The 17,949-nt window shown below is 73.2% G+C and carries 13 protein-coding genes; 6 read left to right on the forward strand and 7 right to left on the reverse strand.

What is annotated here, in order from left to right; genetic code table 11:
• Positions 1–62 precede the first annotated feature (62 nt).
• From ABT034_RS30460 to pulA, 3 genes are all read left to right on the forward strand, one after another.
• On the forward strand, positions 63–1,142 hold the full coding sequence (locus ABT034_RS30460; protein WP_351220297.1) for a LacI family DNA-binding transcriptional regulator: 1,080 nt from the start codon (positions 63–65) through the stop codon (positions 1,140–1,142).
• A gap of 136 nt (positions 1,143–1,278) precedes the next feature.
• Positions 1,279–2,997 (forward strand): carbohydrate-binding module family 20 domain-containing protein, encoded by a 1,719-nt coding sequence (locus tag ABT034_RS30465; RefSeq protein ID WP_351220298.1) that lies wholly within the window; start codon positions 1,279–1,281, stop codon positions 2,995–2,997.
• A gap of 68 nt (positions 2,998–3,065) precedes the next feature.
• Entirely contained in the window at positions 3,066–8,366 is a 5,301-nt protein-coding gene (pulA, locus tag ABT034_RS30470; protein ID WP_351220299.1) for a pullulanase-type alpha-1,6-glucosidase, read from the forward strand.
• Positions 8,367–8,369: 3 nt separating this feature from the next.
• Here the strand turns inward: pulA and ABT034_RS30475 are convergent, their stop codons facing one another.
• Positions 8,370–8,891 carry a GNAT family N-acetyltransferase gene (locus ABT034_RS30475; RefSeq protein ID WP_351220300.1) on the reverse strand — a complete coding sequence of 174 codons (522 nt, stop codon included), beginning with the start codon at positions 8,889–8,891 and terminating at the stop codon, positions 8,370–8,372.
• A gap of 66 nt (positions 8,892–8,957) precedes the next feature.
• Between ABT034_RS30475 and ABT034_RS30480 the strand changes: the two genes are divergently transcribed.
• The gene (locus ABT034_RS30480; protein WP_351220301.1) at positions 8,958–9,290 is read left to right on the forward strand and encodes a 5-carboxymethyl-2-hydroxymuconate Delta-isomerase; all 333 of its coding nucleotides are present in this window, start codon (positions 8,958–8,960) and stop codon (positions 9,288–9,290) included.
• On the opposite strand, the gene ABT034_RS30485 is transcribed toward ABT034_RS30480, so the two are convergent.
• Positions 9,275–9,988 (reverse strand): TetR/AcrR family transcriptional regulator, encoded by a 714-nt coding sequence (locus ABT034_RS30485; protein ID WP_351220302.1) that lies wholly within the window; start codon positions 9,986–9,988, stop codon positions 9,275–9,277. The genes ABT034_RS30480 and ABT034_RS30485 overlap by 16 nt on opposite strands.
• A gap of 37 nt (positions 9,989–10,025) precedes the next feature.
• On the opposite strand from ABT034_RS30485, the gene ABT034_RS30490 reads away from it, so the two are divergent.
• Positions 10,026–10,391 carry a hypothetical protein gene (locus ABT034_RS30490; protein ID WP_351220303.1) on the forward strand — a complete coding sequence of 122 codons (366 nt, stop codon included), beginning with the start codon at positions 10,026–10,028 and terminating at the stop codon, positions 10,389–10,391.
• Positions 10,392–10,394: 3 nt separating this feature from the next.
• Here ABT034_RS30490 and ABT034_RS30495 read toward each other — a convergent pair whose 3' ends face one another.
• The 5 genes from ABT034_RS30495 to ABT034_RS30515 form a co-directional block, all read right to left on the reverse strand.
• Complete coding sequence (locus ABT034_RS30495; RefSeq protein ID WP_351220304.1) at positions 10,395–11,459, reverse strand: PDR/VanB family oxidoreductase; 1,065 nt, start codon at positions 11,457–11,459, stop codon at positions 10,395–10,397.
• On the reverse strand, positions 11,459–12,349 hold the full coding sequence (locus tag ABT034_RS30500) for a metal-dependent hydrolase (protein ID WP_351220305.1): 891 nt from the start codon (positions 12,347–12,349) through the stop codon (positions 11,459–11,461). Before ABT034_RS30500 ends, ABT034_RS30495 begins: the two co-directional genes overlap by 1 nt.
• A gap of 118 nt (positions 12,350–12,467) precedes the next feature.
• A complete protein-coding gene (locus ABT034_RS30505; RefSeq protein WP_351220306.1) occupies positions 12,468–14,849 on the reverse strand; it encodes a hypothetical protein in 2,382 nt (793 codons plus the stop codon).
• Between the two features lie 97 nt (positions 14,850–14,946).
• The gene (locus ABT034_RS30510; RefSeq protein ID WP_351220307.1) at positions 14,947–15,741 is read right to left on the reverse strand and encodes a tyrosine-protein phosphatase; all 795 of its coding nucleotides are present in this window, start codon (positions 15,739–15,741) and stop codon (positions 14,947–14,949) included.
• A 226-nt stretch (positions 15,742–15,967) separates the two neighbouring features.
• Positions 15,968–16,972 carry an NAD-dependent epimerase/dehydratase family protein gene (locus ABT034_RS30515; RefSeq protein WP_351220308.1) on the reverse strand — a complete coding sequence of 335 codons (1,005 nt, stop codon included), beginning with the start codon at positions 16,970–16,972 and terminating at the stop codon, positions 15,968–15,970.
• Between the two features lie 245 nt (positions 16,973–17,217).
• Here ABT034_RS30515 and ABT034_RS30520 point away from each other — a divergent pair, with 245 nt between their 5' ends.
• Positions 17,218–17,946 carry a hypothetical protein gene (locus tag ABT034_RS30520; RefSeq protein ID WP_351220309.1) on the forward strand — a complete coding sequence of 243 codons (729 nt, stop codon included), beginning with the start codon at positions 17,218–17,220 and terminating at the stop codon, positions 17,944–17,946.
• The last annotated feature ends 3 nt before the right edge of the window (positions 17,947–17,949 follow it).

Here is a 17,949-nt window from a genome sequence, read left to right on the forward strand (position 1 = left end):
GCCTTTCGTTCGCTCCGCGCCGGGGCCGGGGGGCCCCCCCCCCCCCGGGGGGGGGGGGGGGTTTGCCCCCCCCCGGGGCGGGGGCCCCCGCCCCCCCCCCCCCGCGGCTCGCGGACATCGCGGCCCAGTCCGGCGTCAGCGAGGCCACCGTCAGCCGGGTCCTCAACGGCAAGGCGGGGGTGGCCGGCGCGACCCGGCACAAGGTGCTCGCGGCGCTCGACGTCCTCGGGTACGAGCGTCCCGTACGGCTCAAACGCCGTAGCGCGGGCCTCGTCGGGCTCGTCGTGCCCGAGCTGACCAACCCGATCTTCCCGGCGTTCGCGCAGGTCGTCGAGCAGGTCCTCGCCGGGCACGGCTACACCCCGGTGCTCTGCACCCAGATGCCCGGCGGCGCCACCGAGGACGAGCTCGTCGAGCAGCTGGTGGAGCGCGGGGTGGCCGGCATCGTCTTCCTCTCCGGCCTCCACGCCGACGCCTCCGCCGACCCGGCCCGCTACGCCCGCCTGACCGCCCGTGGCGTGCCGTACGTCCTCATCAACGGCTACAACGAGCACATCGACGCCAACTTCGTCTCCCCGGACGACCGGGCCGCCGCCCGGATGGCCGTACGGCACCTGGTCGAGCTGGGCCACGAGCGGATCGGCCTCGCCATCGGCCCCACCCGCTACGTACCCTCGCGCCGCAAGGCCGAGGGCTTCACCGCCGAGCTGTACGAGCTCCTCGGCGTCGAACGGGCCGACGCGGAACGGTTCATCAGACCCACGCTCTTCGGCGTCGAGGGCGGGCACGCCGCCGCCGACATCCTGCTCCGCGAGGGCTGTACGGGCATCGTCTGCGGCTCCGACCTGATGGCGCTCGGCGTCATCCGCGCCGTCCGCGCCCGCGGCCTCGACGTGCCCGGGGACGTCTCCGTCGTCGGCTTCGACGACTCGCCCCTCATCGCCTTCACCAGCCCTCCGCTGTCCACGGTGCGCCAGCCCGTCCAGGCCATGGCGACGGCGGCCGTCGGCGCGCTCCTGGAGGAGATCGAGGGCAATCCCGTGCAGCGCACGGAGTTCGTCTTCCAGCCGGAGCTGGTGGTACGCGGCTCCACGGCGCAGCCTCCCGCGCCCGCTCACCGCGATCCGCAAGTCCTTTCGTAACAACTTGCGTTGCGGGGTCCGGAGGGTTGACCGGGCGTCGGGGCACTCGTACGGTCACGGCTGAAAACAGTTGCTGAACTTTTCGGCAACTTCTTGCGACACCCGACTGCGACACCGACGTCGTACAGGAGGAAGCATGGCCAGAAAAACCGTGGCCGCTGCACTCGCCCTCGTGGCGGGAGCCGCCGCTGTGGCCGTCACGGGAAACACCCCGGCGCAGGCCGCCCCGCCCGGCGAGAAGGACGTCACCGCCGTGATGTTCGAATGGAACTTCGCCTCCATCGCCCGCGAGTGCACCACCCGCCTCGGCCCCGCCGGATACGGATACGTCCAGGTCTCCCCGCCCCAGGAACACCTCCAGGGCGGCCAGTGGTGGACCTCGTACCAGCCGGTCAGCTACAAGATCGCCGGACGCCTCGGCGACCGCACCGCCTTCAAGAACATGATCGACACCTGCCACGCGGCCGGGGTCAAGGTCGTGGCCGACTCCGTCATCAACCACATGGCGAACGGCTCCGGCACGGGAACGGGCGGGACCCCGTTCTCCAAGTACGACTACCCGGGCCTGTACTCCGGCTCCGACATGGACGACTGCCGCTCCTCGATCACGAATTACGGCGACCGCGGGAACGTCCAGAACTGCGAACTGGTCCAGCTCCCCGACCTCGACACCGGCGAGGAGTACGTCCGCGGCAAGATAGCCGGCTACCTCAACGACCTCCTGTCGCTCGGCGTCGACGGCTTCCGCGTCGACGCCGCCAAGCACATGCCGGCCGCCGACCTCGCCGACATCAAGTCGCGGCTGACGAACCCGAACGCGTACTGGAAGCTGGAGGCCATCCACGGCGCCGGCGAGGCCGTCTCCCCGAGCGAGTACCTCGGCAGCGGAGACGTCCAGGAGTTCCGCTACGCCCGCGACCTCAAGCGGATCCTCCAGAGCGAGAAGCTCGCCTACCTGAAGAACTTCGGCGAGGCCTGGGGCTACATGCCCTCCGGCCAGTCCGGTGTCTTCGTCGACAACCACGACACCGAGCGCGGCGGGGACACCCTCTCCTACAAGGACGGCGCGAACTACACCCTCGCCTCCGTCTTCGCCCTCGCCTGGCCCTACGGCTCCCCGGACGTCCACTCCGGCTACGAGTGGACCGACAAGGACGCCGGACCGCCGGGCGGCGGTCAGGTCAACGCCTGCTACACCGACGGCTGGAAGTGCCAGCACGCCTGGCGCGAGATCTCCTCCATGGTGGCCTTCCGCAACACCGCCCGCGGCACCGCCGTCACCCACTGGTGGGACAACGGCAACAACGCCATCGCGTTCGGCCGCGGCTCCAAGGCGTACGTGGCGATCAACCACGAGTCCTCGGCGCTCACCCGCACCTACCAGACCTCCCTGCCCGGCGGCACCTACTGCGACGTCCAGTCGAACACGCCCGTGACGGTGAACCCGTCCGGCCAGTTCACGGCCACCCTCGGCGCCAACACCGCCCTGGCCCTGCACGTCAACGCCACGAGCTGCGGAGGCGGCACCACCCCGACCACCCCGCCGACGACCCCGCCCGCCACTGCGGGAGCCTCGTTCAACGTCACCGCCACCACCGCGGTCGGCCAGAACATCTACGTCACCGGCAACCGCGCCGAGCTCGGCAACTGGTCCCCGGCCGCCGCCCTGAAGCTCGACCCGGCCACGTACCCCGTCTGGAAGCTCACCCTCGGCCTCCCCGCCGACACGGCCTTCGAGTACAAGTACGTCCGCAAGGACGCCGCGGGGAACGTCACCTGGGAGTCCGGCGCCAACCGCACCGCGACCGTCCCCGCCTCCGGACAGATCGTCCTGAACGACACCTTCCGCAGCTGAGTCCGTCTCCCCCTCAGGGCCGCCCCGCCGGGGCGGCCCCCCTTCCCGTACCTTCAGGGAGCACCCCCGTGACACGCAAGAGAACGGCGGTCGCGCTCGCCGCCGCCCTGTGCGCCGCCCTCGCGCCCACCGTCCCCGCGGCCGCCGCGCCCCGGCCCCCCGCCCCGCCGTCCGACCGCGCCCTCGCGGCCGAGCCCGCCCGCCAGGACCTCACGCGCGAGCAGTTCTACTTCGTCCTGCCCGACCGCTTCGCCAACGGCGACACCGCCAACGACCGGGGCGGCCTCACCGGAAGCCGTACGCAGACCGGCTTCGACCCCACCGACAAGGGCTTCTACCAGGGCGGCGACCTCAAGGGCCTGACCCAGCGGCTCGACTACATCAAGGGCCTCGGCACCACCGCCATCTGGATGGCGCCGATCTTCAAGAACCGGCCCGTGCAGGGCACCGGCAAGGACGCCTCGGCCGGCTACCACGGCTACTGGATCACCGACTTCACCCAGGTCGACCCGCACTTCGGGACCAACGAGGACCTGGAGAAGCTGATCGCCGCCGCCCACGCCAAGGGCATGAAGGTCTTCTTCGACGTCATCACCAACCACACCGCCGACACCGTCGACTACGCCGAGCAGAAGTACGGCTACCGCCCCAAGGGCTCCCACCCCTACCTCGACAGCACCGGCCGCCCCTTCGACGACCGGGCGGAGATCGGGAAGGTGGACGCGGACTCCTTCCCGTACACGCCCGTCCAGAAGGCCGGGGACGCGGACGCCAAGGCCCCGGCCTGGCTCAACGACCCCACGATGTACCACAACCGGGGCGACTCCACCTGGGCCGGCGAGTCCGCCGAGTACGGCGACTTCGTCGGCCTCGACGACCTGTGGACCGAGCGCCCCGAGGTCGTCGAGGGCATGAAGAGGATCTACGAGAAGTGGGTCCGCGACTTCAAGATCGACGGCTTCCGCATCGACACCGTCAAACACGTCGACCTGGACTTCTGGACCGAGTGGGCCACCGCCCTCGACGCCTACGCGAAGAAGCGGGGCCGCGAGGACTTCTTCATGTTCGGCGAGGTGTACTCCGCCGACCCCACCGTCACCGCCCCCTACGTCACCCGGGGCCGGCTCGACTCCACCCTCGACTTCCCCTTCCAGGACGCCGCCCGCGCCTTCGCCTCCCAGGGCGCCGGAGCCGACCGACTCGCCAAGGTCTTCGCCGAGGACTACCGGTACACCACCGACAAGGCCAACGCCTACGAGCAGGTCACCTTCCTCGGCAACCACGACATGGGCCGCATCGGGACCTTCCTCAAGCAGGACAACCCGAACGCCTCCGACACCGAACTCGTCCGGCGGGCCCGCCTCGCCAACGAGCTGATGTTCCTGTCGCGGGGCAACCCGGTGATCTACTCCGGCGACGAGCAGGGCTTCACCGGCGCCGGCGGCGACAAGGACGCCCGCCAGCCCCTCTTCGCCGCCGAGGCCGCCGACTACCTCGACGACGACCAGCTCGGTACCGACCGCACCCACGCCACCGACGCGTACGACACCACCCACCCGGTGTACACGTCCGTCGCCGAGCTGTCCCGGCTCACGAAGACGCACCCGGCCCTCCGCGACGGCGTCCAGCAGGAACGGTACGCCGAGGGCTCCGTCTACGCCTTCTCCCGTACGGACGCCACGGCACGGACCGAGTACCTCGTCGCCACCAACAGCGCCACCACGGCGAAGACCGTGACCGTCCCCGTCGACTCGGCGAACTTCCGTGTCCTGTACGGGGGTCAGGGCGCCGCCGCCGCATCGGGCGGCAAGGCCACCGTCACCGTCCCGGCGCTCTCCTCCCTCGTCCTCAGGGCCGAGAAGCCCCTCGCGGCCCCGGCCGTCAAGCCCGCCGTGTCCCTGAAGGCCCCGGCCGCCGGCGCCACCGGCACCGTCGAACTCACCGCCGACGTAACCGGCGGCGGCCTCAACCGGGTCGTCTTCGCCGCCCAGACCGGCAACGGCCGCTGGCAGACCCTCGGCACCGCCGACCACGCCCCCTACAAGGTCACCCAGCACGTCACCGCCCCCGCCGGGACCGCCCTGCGCTACAAGGCCGTCGTCGTCGACAGCGCGGGCCGCACCGCGAGCGCCACCGCCGCGAGCACCGCGGGACAGGCCCCCGCGCCCGAGAAGCCCGTCGCCGTCGAACGCACCCACGCGATCGTCCACTACAAGCGCGAGGACGGGAACTACGACGGCTGGACCCTGAAGGCCGCGGGCCAGGAAGCCGCGTTCACCGGCCGCGACGCCCACGGCGCCTTCGCCTGGGTCAAGGTCCCCGAAGGCGCCTCCACCGTCACGTACACCGTCGAGAAGGACGGCGCCGCCGAAGGACCGCAGCGCAGCATCAACCTCGGCCGCACCGGCGAGGTCTGGATCACGCAGGGCCAGGACGGCCAGTCCGACACGAACCCGGCCCCGGTCACCCCGGACAAGTCCAAGGCCGTCATCCACTACCAGCGCCCGGACGGCGACTACGACGGCTGGGGCCTCCACACCTGGACCGGCGCCGCCCAACCCACCGACTGGTCCAAGCCGCTGATGCCGGTCCGCACCGACGCGTACGGCGCCGTCTACGAGGTGCCGCTCACCGCGGGCGCGAGCTCCCTCTCGTACATCCTCCACAAGGGCGACGAGAAGGACCTGCCCACCGACCAGTCCCTCGACCTCGCCACCTACGGCCACGAGATCTGGACGCTCTCCGGACAGCAGAAGTACCTGCTCCCGACCGTCGGCGCGGCCCCGAACCTCGACCTCACCAAGGCCGAGGCCCAGTGGATCGACCGGAACACCGTCGTCTGGAAGGTCAAGGCCACCGACGCCACCAGCCAGCAGCTGGTGTACGCGAAGGACGGCGGGATCACCGCCACCGACGGCGCCCTGAACACCGAGGGCCAGTGGCTCCGGCTCAACCAGGCCGCCCTCACCGACGCCCAGAAGGCGAAGTTCCCGCACCTGAAGGAGTACCCGGCCTTCACCGTCGACCCGCGCGACGCCGACCGCGTCCGCGACTCCCTGCGCGGCCAGATCGTCGCCACCCAGCGGGCCGCCAACGGCGCCCTGCTCGCCGCCACCGGTGTGCAGACCGCGGGGATCCTCGACGACCTGTACGCGAAGAAGGCCACCGGCGCAGCTCTCGGCCCCGTCTTCCGCGGCGGCAAGGTCGGCCTCTCCCTGTGGGCCCCCACCGCCCAGTCGGTCTCCCTCGAACTCGACGGCAAGACCGTTCCCATGCGGCGCGACGACAGCTCCGGCGTCTGGTCCGCCACCGGCCCGAAGTCCTGGACGGGCAAGCCCTACCGGTACGTGGTGAAGGTCTGGGCGCCCACCGTCCAGAAGGTCGTGGTCAACAAGGTCACCGACCCCTACTCCACCGCCCTCACCACCGACTCGGCCCGCAGCCTCGCCGTCGACCTCACCGACAGCCGGCTCGCCCCCAAGGGCTGGACGTCCCTGAAGAAGCCGGCCGCCGTGCCGCTGCGCGACGCACAGATCCAGGAGCTGCACGTCCGCGACTTCTCGATCGCCGACCCGACGGCGAAGGCCGGCCACAAGGGCACCTTCCTCGCCTTCACCGACAAGGACAGCAAGGGCTCGAAGCACCTCAAGGCGCTCGCCGACTCCGGCACCTCCTACGTCCACCTCCTCCCGGCCTTCGACATCGGCACCATCCCCGAGAAGAAGTCCGAGCAGACCACCCCCGCCTGCGACCTCAAGGTGTACGCCCCCGACTCCGAGGAGCAGCAGGCCTGCGTCGCCGCCGCCGCGGCGAAGGACGCCTACAACTGGGGCTACGACCCGCTGCACTACACCGTCCCCGAGGGCTCCTACGCCACCGACCCGAACGGCACCCGCCGCACGGTCGAGTTCCGGCAGATGGTCCAGGCCCTCAACGGCCAGGGCCTGCGCACGGTCATGGACGTCGTCTACAACCACACCGTCGCCGCCGGACAGTCCGACAAGTCCGTCCTCGACCGGATCGTGCCCGGCTACTACCAGCGCCTCCAGGCCGACGGCTCCGTCGCCACCTCCACCTGCTGCGCCAACACCGCGCCCGAGAACGCCATGATGGGCAAGCTCGTCGTCGACTCGATCGTCACCTGGGCGAAGGAGTACAAGGTCGACGGCTTCCGCTTCGACCTCATGGGCCACCACCCGAAGGAGAACATCCTCGCCGTCCGCAAGGCCCTGGACGAGCTGACCGTCGCCCGCGACGGCGTCGACGGCAAGGCGATCATCCTGTACGGCGAAGGCTGGAACTTCGGCGAGATCGCCGACGACTCCCGCTTCGTCCAGGCCACCCAGAAGAACATGGCCGGCACCGGCATCGCGACCTTCTCCGACCGGGCCCGCGACGCCGTCCGCGGCGGCGGCCCCTTCGACGAGGACCCCGGCGTCCAGGGCTTCGCCTCCGGCCTCTACACCGACCCCAACGCCTCGGCGGCCAACGGCACTCCGGCCGAGCAGAAGGCCCGACTGCTCCACTACCAGGACCTGATCAAGGTCGGCCTCACCGGCAACCTCGCCGGCTACACCTTCACCGACACCTCCGGGCGTACGGTCAAGGGCTCCGAGGTCGACTACAACGGCGCCCCCGCCGGGTACGCCGCCGCCCCCGGCGACGCCCTGGCCTACGCCGACGCCCACGACAACGAGACCCTGTACGACGCGCTCGCCTTCAAGCTCCCGGCGTCCGTGTCCCCGGCGGACCGTGCGCGGATGCAGCTCCTCGCCATGGCGACCGCGACCCTCTCGCAGGGCCCGGCACTCTCCCAGGCGGGCTCCGACCTGCTGCGCTCCAAGTCCCTCGACCGCAACTCGTACGACAGCGGCGACTGGTTCAACGCGATCCACTGGGACTGCCGCGAGGGCAACGGCTTCGGCATCGGCCTTCCGCCGGCCGCCGACAACAAGGCCAAGTGGGGCTACGGCAAACCGCTGCTCGTCAACCCGGCCCTGACGGTCGGCTGCGCGGAGATCGACGGCACCTCCGCCGCCTACCGCGACCTCCAGAAGATCCGTACCACCGAGCCGGCCTTCTCGCTCGCCACCACCGGGCAGGTGCAGTCCGCGCTGTCCTTCCCGCTCTCCGGCCGCGACGAGACGCCGGGCGTGATCACGATGCGCCTCGGTGACCTGGTCGTCGTCCTCAACGCGACTCCGGCGAGCACGTCCCAGAAGATCACCGACCTGGCGGGCAGGGCCTACGCCCTCCACCCGGTCCAGGCGGCCGGCTCCGACACCGTCGTCAAGTCCGCCTCCTACGAGGCCGCTTCGGGCACCTTCACGGTCCCGGCGCGGACGGTGGCGGTCTTCAAGGCCGGGTGAGCGTCACCGTCGCGGGAGTGACCGTTCCATCAGGGTGACCCCGTAGCGCGTGCCGTCGGCGGCGAGCTTTCCCGGCTCCTCGCCGACGGCACGGTAGCCCGCGGCCTCGTAGTACGTACGGAGCCGCGGGTTGTTCGTCAGACAGTCCAGCCGGGCCAAGGTCCGCCCGGCGGCCGCGATCCGCCGCTCCGCGTGCGCGAGCAGCGCCCGCCCGGTCCCGGCGGGCGCCGCCTCCCGGGCGGTCATCAGCCGGTGCACGTACCCGGCGACCGGCGGCCGCGGCCCCCAGGCCTGCTCGTCCTCCCACCACAGCTCGTACGCGCCGACGGCCACGCCGTCCCCGCCCGCCGCGAGCCAGACCTCCCCCGCGGCGATCCGCGCCCCGAAGTGCTCCGCGCTCTTCCCACCGGGCTTCCACTGGTCGATCCCGTTCCGCGCCATCCAGAGCGCCGCCCCGTCGTACATTCCCACCAGCAGGTCCAGATCGCCCGCGTCCGCCTGTCGAAAGGTCACTTGTGCTGTCATGGCGATCACCGTAAAGGTGTGGCCGGACATCCGACAGCCGTATCCCTCTGGCCGGGAGTGACCCTCATGCCGCAGATCACCGTCGACTACTCCGCGCCGCTCGACCGGCGCGGTTTCGCGCTCGCCCTGCACCCGTTCGTCGTGGAGACCGTCGACACGACGCTCGACTCCTGCAAGACCCGCTTCCGCGAGGTCGAGGAACTCGTCGCCGGCGACGGCACGGACCACGACGTCATCGTGCACGTCGAAATCGCCCTGCTGCCCGGCCGCACCGACGAGCTCAAGGCCCGGCTCTCGGAAGGCGTGCTCGGCCTGCTGCCCGACCACCTCAAGACGACCGACGGCGTACGCCTCTCCGTCGAGGTCCGCGACCTCGAACCGTCCTACCGCAAGCGCTGATCCGGCACCGGGAGCACGAACGCGGAGAGCCGGGCCACCAGCTCCCCGAACGGGCCGTCCGCCGGCTCGTCCGCCAGGATCCGGACCAGGGTCTCCGCCATCTCCTCGTCGTACGCGGCACTCACCGCGGCCAGCGCCGCGAAGTCGTGCACCAGCTGCAACTCCAGCTCCCCGCGCGGAATCCGGCGGCCGTCCAGCCAGAGCAACGCCGTCGACTCGGCGAGCGACACCCAGGAACGTACGACCAGTTCGAGCCGCGCGGAGGGCTTCCCGACCTCCAGATGCGCCAGGATCTGCTCGTACGCGGCCTGCCGCACCTCGTCGATCATCGCGTTCGCCGTGGAGGAACCCACCGCGGGCCCGCCCCGCATCAGCGCCGAGAACCCGGGCCCGTGCTCGTCGACGAAGTCGAAGAACCGGCCCATCACCCGCAGGAGCCGCGCCCCGAGGGGCCCCTGCGGCGGCTCCACGAACCGCGCCGCCAGCTCGTCGGCCGCCCGCCGCAGCGCCGCCTCGTAGAGGCTCTGCTTGCCGGGGAAGTAGTGGTAGACCAGCGGCCGCGAGATCCCGGCGGCCGCGGCGATCTCGTCGATGGACACCTCGTCGGGAGAGCGATGGCTGAAGAGTTCGAGGGCGACCCCGATCAACTGCTGCTTGCGCTCCTCGACGCCCATCCTGCGGCGCACCCCGGTCGTCATACGAACAGCCTAACGGCGTCCGTTACGCTGCTGCTCCATGAGCGCTTCCTCCGACCAGGACACCACGGCCGCCGAGGCCTCCGACGAGGCTTCCACACCGGAGGAGCCCGAGGAGCCGGAGGAGTCCGAAGAGAACGCCTCCGTGGACGGACTCACGCCGAAGCAGGCCCGGCGGCTGCGGGTCGCCGTGGCGTCCGTGCTCCTCGTGGCGATGGCCGTGGTCCTCGTCGTCCGCCTCGCGAGCCGCACGTCGGTCCTGGTCGTCGGTGTGTACGGGCTCGCCATGATCCTGTGCGGGGTCGTGATCGAGCTGTCCCGCAACGGCCGTACGCGGCTCGCCACCTGGCTCCTGGTGGGAGGCCTGGCCGCCGCGCTTGCCTTCGACTGGCTGATCCTGCCCTGATCCCTAGAGGTCCAGCACGAGCCGCTTCCCCGCGCAGCGCGAGACGCAGATCAGCATCGAGTCGTCCCGCTCGGCGTCAGTGAGCAGTTCGTCCCGGTGGTCGACCTCGCCCTCCAGGACCCGCTGTCGGCAGGTGCCGCAGAAACCCTGCCGGCAGGAGTACATGAGGCCCGGGACCTCCGCGCGTACCGCCGCGAGCACCGACTGGTCGGCCGCCACCTTCACCGTACGGCCGGAGCGGCGCAGTTCGAGTTCGAAGGCGGTGCCGCCGGTCGTCGCCGCAGCCGAGAAGCGCTCGAGGAGCGGCGCGCGGCCCTCCGGCATCGCCGCCGCCACCGCGTCCATCAGACCGTCGGGCCCGCAGCAGTACACGAGGGTCTCGGCGGGGGTGTGCGCGAGGAAGCCGAGGTCGGGGTAGCCCGACTCGTCCTCGGGGACGACGGTCACCCGGTCGCCGCCGCCCAGCGCCTCGATCTCCGCGAGGTACGGCAGGGTGGCCCGGCTCCGCCCGCAGTACACGAGCCGCCAGTCCGCCCCGGCCGCCTCGGCGGCGCGCAGCATCGGCAGGACCGGGGTGATGCCGATGCCGCCGGCGACGAAGACGTACGCGGGGGCCGCGATCAGCGGGAAGCGGTTGCGGGGTCCCCGGATCTCGATCTGCACGCCGACGTGCAGCTGCTCGTGGACCTCGCGCGACCCGCCGAGCCCGCCCTGCCGCTCGTCGATGAGCCGGGTCGCCACGGTGTAGGCGGTGGGGTCGGCCGGATCGCCGCAGAGCGAGTACTGCCGTACGAGGCCGGAGGGCAGGACGAGGTCGACATGGGCGCCCGGCTGCCAGGCGGGCAACCCGCGTCCTTCCAGGCGCAGTTCGACGACGCCTTCGGCGGGCGTGGCGCGGCCGGTCACCCGGACCTTGCGGGGGACGGTGCTGCCGCGGCCGTACCCGGACACGGGTTCGTCGAGGGCGGGCATCGGCCACAGGGGGGCGGTCGACATGCGGCTGCGGACGGCGCGGCGGGCGAGCAGGGCGGCGCCGGCGACGAGGGCGACGGTGGTGAACCGGGGCATCAGCGACCTCCGTTGGCGCCGGGGGAGGAGGCCAGGTAGGCCATGGCCTGCGCGGTGTCACCCTCCTGGGAGGGGTGGTAGGCGCGGCTGAGGTAGCGGGGTATGGAGCGCAGCATGTCGGGGGTGGAGGGCAGCACGCCCTGCCTGCCCTTGCGGACGAACTGGCCGAAGGAGGCCTTGCCGTCGCCGTCGCGGAGGTTCGGGTCGTTCTCCATGAAGAAGCGGACGCCCCGCTGCCAGAGGAAGACGAGCGTGGAGAAGGCGAGCGCCCAGGTGCGGGCGCGGCGCCGGTAGCCGCCGTCGAGGTGCATGAAGAGCTCGAAGGCGACGGAGCGGTGCTCGACCTCCTCCGCGCCGTGCCAGCGCAGCAGGTCCAGCATCGTCGGGTCGGCGCCGGCCCGGTCGAGCGCGTCGGCGTTGAGGACCCAGTTGCCGAGGAACGCGGTGTAGTGCTCGATGGCGGCGATCATCGCGACCCGCTCCATCAGCCACCAGCGGCTGGGCCGGCCGGGCGGCAGGGTCCGGTCCCCGAGGAGCTTCTCGAAGAACCAGTCGACCTGGGCGGTGTACGGGGTGGGGTCGAGGCCCTGCTCGCGGAGGTGGGGGAGGACGTCGTCGTGGGCCTGGGAGTGGACGGCCTCCTGGCCGATGAAGCCGATGACGTCCGCGCGCAGCCGGTCGTCGGTGATGTACGGCAGCGCCTGCTTGTACACGTGTACGAACCAGCGTTCGCCGGCCGGGAGCAGCAGGTGCAGCACGTTGATGGTGTGCGTGGTGAAGGGATCGCCGGGTACCCAGTGGAGCGGGGTCTCCTCCCAGTCGAAGGAGACCTTGCGGGCTTTGAGCTCGACGTGCTCCGACGCCACCGGTGCGGGCTGCGTATTAGACATGCCGTCAATGTACTGAGGGGTAGGCGGGGGCGACAGGTGTCTGCGGGGGCTTTTTCGGGGCGCGGCGGGCCCGCGGGGTCACGTAGGGGCGCCCACCTCCGGGCGGCCGCCCGCGGGGTCACCTCAGGGCGCCCACCCGTGTGCCGTCCCGGAGCGTCCCGTCCAGATCCGCGCGGGCCCCCGCGGCCGCCTTCACGGCGAGCACCGGACCGTCCGACCGGCCCTTCACGCCGCCCGAGGTCTCCAGAGCGGTGAAGTCGGGACTGCCCGCCGCCAGGACGTACCACCCGCCGCTCGGCGCCTGCCACAGGACGCCCGCCAGGACCCGGGGATCCCGTACCCCGCAGGCCGGTGAACCCTCGGAGCGGGCCGCGAGCGCGGCCGGGACGGCGGGCGACGGGGCCAGGAACTGGGCGAGGACCCTGCTGCCCGTGCCCCGCCAGGTCTCCGCGCGCGTGCACAGCCAGGTGCCGCGCCCGGCGCCCTCGGGGAGCGGCTGCCGGGCGAACCGCCAGGCGTGCACCGACCGCACGCCGTGCGCGCGTACCGCCGTGAGCTGGCAGACCGTCCTGGCCCACGCCTCCCGCGCCTCCGGGCCCGTCGCGTCCACCGGCGCGTCCGGCGGACCCCACAGGAGCCGGGCGGGGGCCAGCTCGCCCAGGTCGGCGAGCAGCCGCGGACCCGAACCGTCGTGCACCTGAAGGGCGTTCCAGCGGGTGCAGCCCTTCGCCAGGGCGGGACTCGGTACGGGTTCGGTCATCCCGTGCGCGTCCCGCACCAGGGGCCAGGGGGCCTTGGCGGGCGCGAGGAGATTCCGTACCACCGTCTCCTTCACCCAAGGGGCGGTCAGATAGCGGACGTTGCCCGCCGCGCGGGAGAGGACGAGCGCGGCCGAGCCGACCGTGTCGGCGCCGTCCGTCCGCGCGAAGTCGAGCGCCGCGCCCGCGGTGCCCTCGACCGGCTCCGCGTACCGCACCGCCCGCAGCCCGTCGTGGAGGAGCACCACCCGGGCTCCGTCGACCACACCGGCGAACAGGAGCTGCGGGGGGCCCATCGGCGGACCCACCGGGGTCCCCGGCGTCGCCGATGACCGCACGGAGAGGCCGGGCCTGGCCCAGACGGCGAGCGCCCGCCGCAGCAGGGCGCTGTCGCCGGTGAGACCGCCGCGCGCGGGCCATACGGAGAAGTCCCGCCGGGTCGAACCGGGCCAGGCCGCCGGGGCGACCCGCTTGAGCGCGCCGGGGTCGAGGGCGGCCTCGGCGGCGGGGTTACGCGCGTACGAGGGCGCTGCCGCACCGTTTCTGCCCCAGCCGTCCCCGGGCAGCCCGAGCAGCGTCCCGCACACGACGAGCGCGGCGACGGCGACCGCCGCGGCCCGGGCGTGCTGCCGCCGCCGCAGAAGGTCGGTGGGCCGCGCCTGCAGCGCACAGGGATCGAACTCGTCGGACTCGAGCAGGGCGGCCCCACTGAGACGGCGGGGACGGAGGGGGTGCGGGGGGAAGGCGGCGGGCCCTACGCCGCCTTCGCCGCCTTCGCCCCCGGTACGCCCGGCAGCCCCGGACAGACCCCGGTGCACGGCACCACCGACGGGCCCGCCGGCGCTGTAGGGGCCCGGCGGGGTGGTGCCGTTCAGGGTCGGACGGCCGGCTGAGCCCGAGGCACCGGCCCCGTACCGGCCGTCACCCCTGCCCGGGACACCCGCGCCCGCGCCCTGACCGCGCCGACCGCCGCCCCGAGCGGGGCCGGCCTGTTCGCCGACCCTGGTCGTGGCCTCTCCGGCCTCACCGGCCTCACCGGCCTCACTGGCCTCTCCGGCCTCACCGGTGGGTCTGGCGGTTCCGGCGGTTCCGGTGGGTCCGGCGGGTCCGGAGGGCGCGGCGGGCCCGGTCAGGGTCTTCGTCTCCCGCTCGTCCAGTTCGACCAGGTCAGCAGCCAGTTCGTCCAGGGCGTCCGCCTCCGCCAGCGCCGCCCTCGGGTCCTCGACGCCGGCCGTCGCCAGAACCCGCAGCACCTCCGGGTCGCCCTGGCGTTCCAGGCCGCGCAGGACGTAGGCCGCGCGGCCCGGGCCCGAGAGCCGGGACAGCCGCTGGTCCAGGGCGAGTTCGTCGGCGCCCCCCACCCGGGGGAACAACCGAAGCCCCCACACGTGCGGGAGCAGCGGCGGGAACTGCGCCCGGCGCGGCAGCGCGAGGCGCCGCAGCGGCAGCCCGGCGACCAGCGCCTGCCGCAGCACCTCGGCCCGTACGTACGCGTAACCGGGATCGACCGCGTCCTCCGCGAGCCGCGGCTCCGGTACGGCCGGGCCCGGCACCCGCCGGCGCGGCAGCGCACGCTGGACGAGCGCGTGCGCGGTCAGGACCCGGCGGTTCCGGCCGAGCGAAGGCGGCAGTACGAGGTACGCGATGCGGACGAGACGCGGGTACCGCTCGACGAGCGCGGCCTCGGCCTGCTCGACGTCGACGGGACCCACGGGCGAGGGGACGAGATCCTGGGTGCTCACGTTCAGCAGAACGAGCGATTCTTCCGATGGTCACCCCGGCCCGCTGCCCCGGCCCGTCACCCAGGCCCGCCGCCCCGGGCCCGAGCCCCGCAGACCCTCACCCGCCCGTCAGCCGCTCCCGCATCACCCGCGTGACCTCGTCCGGGACGCCGAGGCCCTCCCGTACGTACTTCTCCATCGACCCGTGCCGGACCGCGACTTCGTCGAGCGCGGCCTCCAGGTACTCCGGCAGGACCCCGATCAGGTCGAGCGCGAGGTCGGGGTCGCCGCCCTGGGCGGTGAAGCCCTCGATCATCGGCGCGAACGCCTGCCGCACCGCCGTGTTGACCGACAGGTACTCGCTCCGCACGGTCTCCTCGTCCGCGCCGAGCAGGCACAGGACGACCGTCGCCGCCCAGCCCGTCCGGTCCTTGCCGGCCGAGCAGTGGAAGAGCAGCGGCCCGGCGTCCGGAGCGCCCAGCTCGGTGAGGAGGGCACGGTACGAGGCACGCCCGGAGTCGCTGGAGACGAAGGTCCGGTAGGTCTGGGCGAAGGCCGCCCTGACCTGGCCCCCGCCGAGGTACTCCTCGGCGAGCGCCGGGTCGGTGAGCAGTTCCTTGAGCCGGGCGGCGGGCGGCAGCCCGCTGGTGGCCAGGTGGTCGGCGAGCACGTCCGCGACGAGGTGCCGGACACCGGCGGGCAGCCGGTCGGGCCGGTCGGCGCGCTCGGTCTCCGTACGGAGGTCGACGACCGTACGGATGCCCAGGCCGGCCACGACCGGCTCGGCCGGGTCGAGCCGGTCGAGCTGCGCGGAGCGCAGGACCAGGCCGGGACGGACGGAACGCCCGCCGCCGAGCGGCAGACCGCCGAGATCGCGGAGGTTGGCCACGGAGGCGGCGGGGATGGCGGGCATGCGGCGACTCCTCCGGTTCGTACGCACGCTCCTCGGCGGCGCGTCCGTTCTCGACGGTAAGGGATCACCCCGGTTCGGGCAGGTCCGGGCGATCCCTCACTCCGCCGAGAGCACCGCCGAGCCGCCCGCCGCCGACGCCGCCGACGTGTCGGCCGAGCCGCCCGCCGCCGCGCCCCGCCGAGCCGTCCGCCGACGCGCCCCGCCGAGCCGCCCGCCGCCCCCCCGCCTACGCCCCCGCCGCGATCTTCGCCACGAGCTCCGCCTCCCGCTCCGCGGAGAGCCCGACCTCCGGTCGGTCCGGCCGGCGTGGCGCGACCCCGCCCAGCGATTCCAGCCACGCCCACGTGTCGGCGACCGTCTCCTCCGCGGGCCGGCAGCGCAGCCCGGCCGCGAGCGCCCGCGAGACGTCGGCGGTGTGCATCGCGTCGTACATCTCGCCCGGCGGCAGCCACACCGGCAGCTCCGACCACGGCTCCGCCCCCGCCGCGAGCAGCGCCTCGGGGTCGGTCCAGCGGAGCTCGGCGTCCGCGCCGGTCGCCCGTACGCAGGCGTCGAGCAGCTCGCCCATGGTCGTGTGCCCGGGCGGCGAGACGAGGTTGTACGGACCCGAGAGCCCAGCGGCCACCGCGTCGAGCGTCCACTCGGCCAGGTCGCGGGCGTCGATGTACTGGAGCGGAAGGTCGACGGGCCCGGGGGCGAGGACCGGGCCGCCGCGCGCGATCCGGCCGAGCCACCAGGGGAGCCGGCCCACGTTCTCGTACGGTCCGATGATCAGGCCCGCGCGGACGAACAGCGCCCGGTCCGCGCCGAACGCGTCCGTGACGGCGAGTTCGCCGCCCATCTTCGCCTCGGCGTACGGCACGTCCCCGGCGTCCGGCGAACCCTCCACCAGCGGCCCGTCCTCCGCGAGTCCGGCGGCGGGCGGCCAGGCGTACACGGAACGGCTCGACACGTACGCGTACCGCCCGACCCGCCCCGCGAGCAGCCGGGCCGCGTCCCGTACGGCCGAGGGGGCGGCCGACCAGGTGTCCACGACGGCGTCCCAGGAACCCTCGGCGAGGGCGGCGAGACCGTCCGGACCGGTGGTGCGGTCACCGAGCAGCGAGGTGACCCCCGCCGGCGGCGCGTGCCGGCCCCGGTGGAAGACGGTCACCTCCCAGCCCCGTGCGAGCGCCGCCTCGACGACCGCGCGCCCCACGAACTCCGTGCCTCCGAGCATCAGTAGCTTCATGATCCGAATCCTCTCCGGCGGCCCCGCACGGGAACAGGGCTTTCCGCTCCCGGAGGATTCCGCCACGGGAGGAACGCCGGCGGCCCGGCGAGGAAGGCAACCGGACGGGGAGGGGGTCTCGCCGGGCGCACGAAGGGGTGACACCATGACGGGCGATGACGGATGCCCGGTCGCCTCTGCGCGCGTTGCGAGCCGCCCTGTTCGCGGTGGTGTGCGTGGCATTGGCAGCGGTGGGTCATTCGTCCATGTCTGACCACCAGCTTCCGGCGCCCGCGCTGCTCGGCGCCTTCGTGGTGACGGCGGCCGCCGCCTGGGCCGCGGCGGGCCGCCGCCGGGGCGCGCCGACGATCGCGGGCGCGCTGTTCGCCCTCCAGGGCGCCCTGCACCTGATCTTCTCGGCGGCGGGTTCCCACGTCGGGGACACGGGCCGCCACGGACCGACGACCCACGCGCACGACCCGGCGACACACGCCACCCAGGCGACGCACGCCGGCACCCAGGCGACGCACGCCGGCACCCAGGCGACGTACGGCGGCACCCACGCCACGTACGGCGGCCCCCACGCCACGCACGGCAGCGGCCCCCACGCCATGACGGACCCACCGGTCCTCGACCCGGCCACCCTCGACCCGGCCACCCTCGACCCGACCACCCTCGACCCCGCCCTGGCCCCCGGCACCGGCACCGGCATGCTCGCCGTGCACCTCATCGCCGCAATCCTCTGCGGACTCTGGCTGGCCCACGGCGAGGCCGCGTTCTTCACCCTGGCCCGAGCCGCCCTCGCGTACGCCTTCACCCCCCTGCGCCTGCTGTCCGCACGCGTGCGCGTGCCCGAGGCCCCGCGCCGCCCGGTCCGCCGGTCCCGGCGGACCCCCGACCGGCCGCACACCGTCGTCCTCGCGCACGCCCTGTCCCGGCGCGGCCCGCCCCGGCTGTCCCGACCCCGCGCCACGGCCCTCGGAGCACACGTCTGACCC

It is taken from the genome of Streptomyces sp. NPDC002773, from assembly GCF_040295605.1.
Lineage (GTDB): Bacteria > Actinomycetota > Actinomycetes > Streptomycetales > Streptomycetaceae > Streptomyces.

Excerpts from the sequence above, each read along its gene's own strand:
- ABT034_RS30520 (WP_351220309.1), top strand. The coding sequence starts at position 17,218 with ATGTCTGACCACCAGCTTCCGGCGCCCGCGCTGCTCGGCGCCTTCGTG.
- ABT034_RS30485 (WP_351220302.1), bottom strand. The coding sequence starts at position 9,988 with ATGACGACCGGGGTGCGCCGCAGGATGGGCGTCGAGGAGCGCAAGCAG.
- ABT034_RS30495 (WP_351220304.1), bottom strand. The coding sequence starts at position 11,459 with ATGCCCCGGTTCACCACCGTCGCCCTCGTCGCCGGCGCCGCCCTGCTC.
- ABT034_RS30475 (WP_351220300.1), bottom strand. The coding sequence starts at position 8,891 with ATGACAGCACAAGTGACCTTTCGACAGGCGGACGCGGGCGATCTGGAC.
- ABT034_RS30480 (WP_351220301.1), top strand. The coding sequence starts at position 8,958 with ATGCCGCAGATCACCGTCGACTACTCCGCGCCGCTCGACCGGCGCGGT.
- ABT034_RS30515 (WP_351220308.1), bottom strand. The coding sequence starts at position 16,972 with ATGAAGCTACTGATGCTCGGAGGCACGGAGTTCGTGGGGCGCGCGGTC.
- ABT034_RS30490 (WP_351220303.1), top strand. The coding sequence starts at position 10,026 with ATGAGCGCTTCCTCCGACCAGGACACCACGGCCGCCGAGGCCTCCGAC.
- ABT034_RS30510 (WP_351220307.1), bottom strand. The coding sequence starts at position 15,741 with ATGCCCGCCATCCCCGCCGCCTCCGTGGCCAACCTCCGCGATCTCGGC.
- ABT034_RS30500 (WP_351220305.1), bottom strand. The coding sequence starts at position 12,349 with ATGTCTAATACGCAGCCCGCACCGGTGGCGTCGGAGCACGTCGAGCTC.
- ABT034_RS30465 (WP_351220298.1), top strand. The coding sequence starts at position 1,279 with ATGGCCAGAAAAACCGTGGCCGCTGCACTCGCCCTCGTGGCGGGAGCC.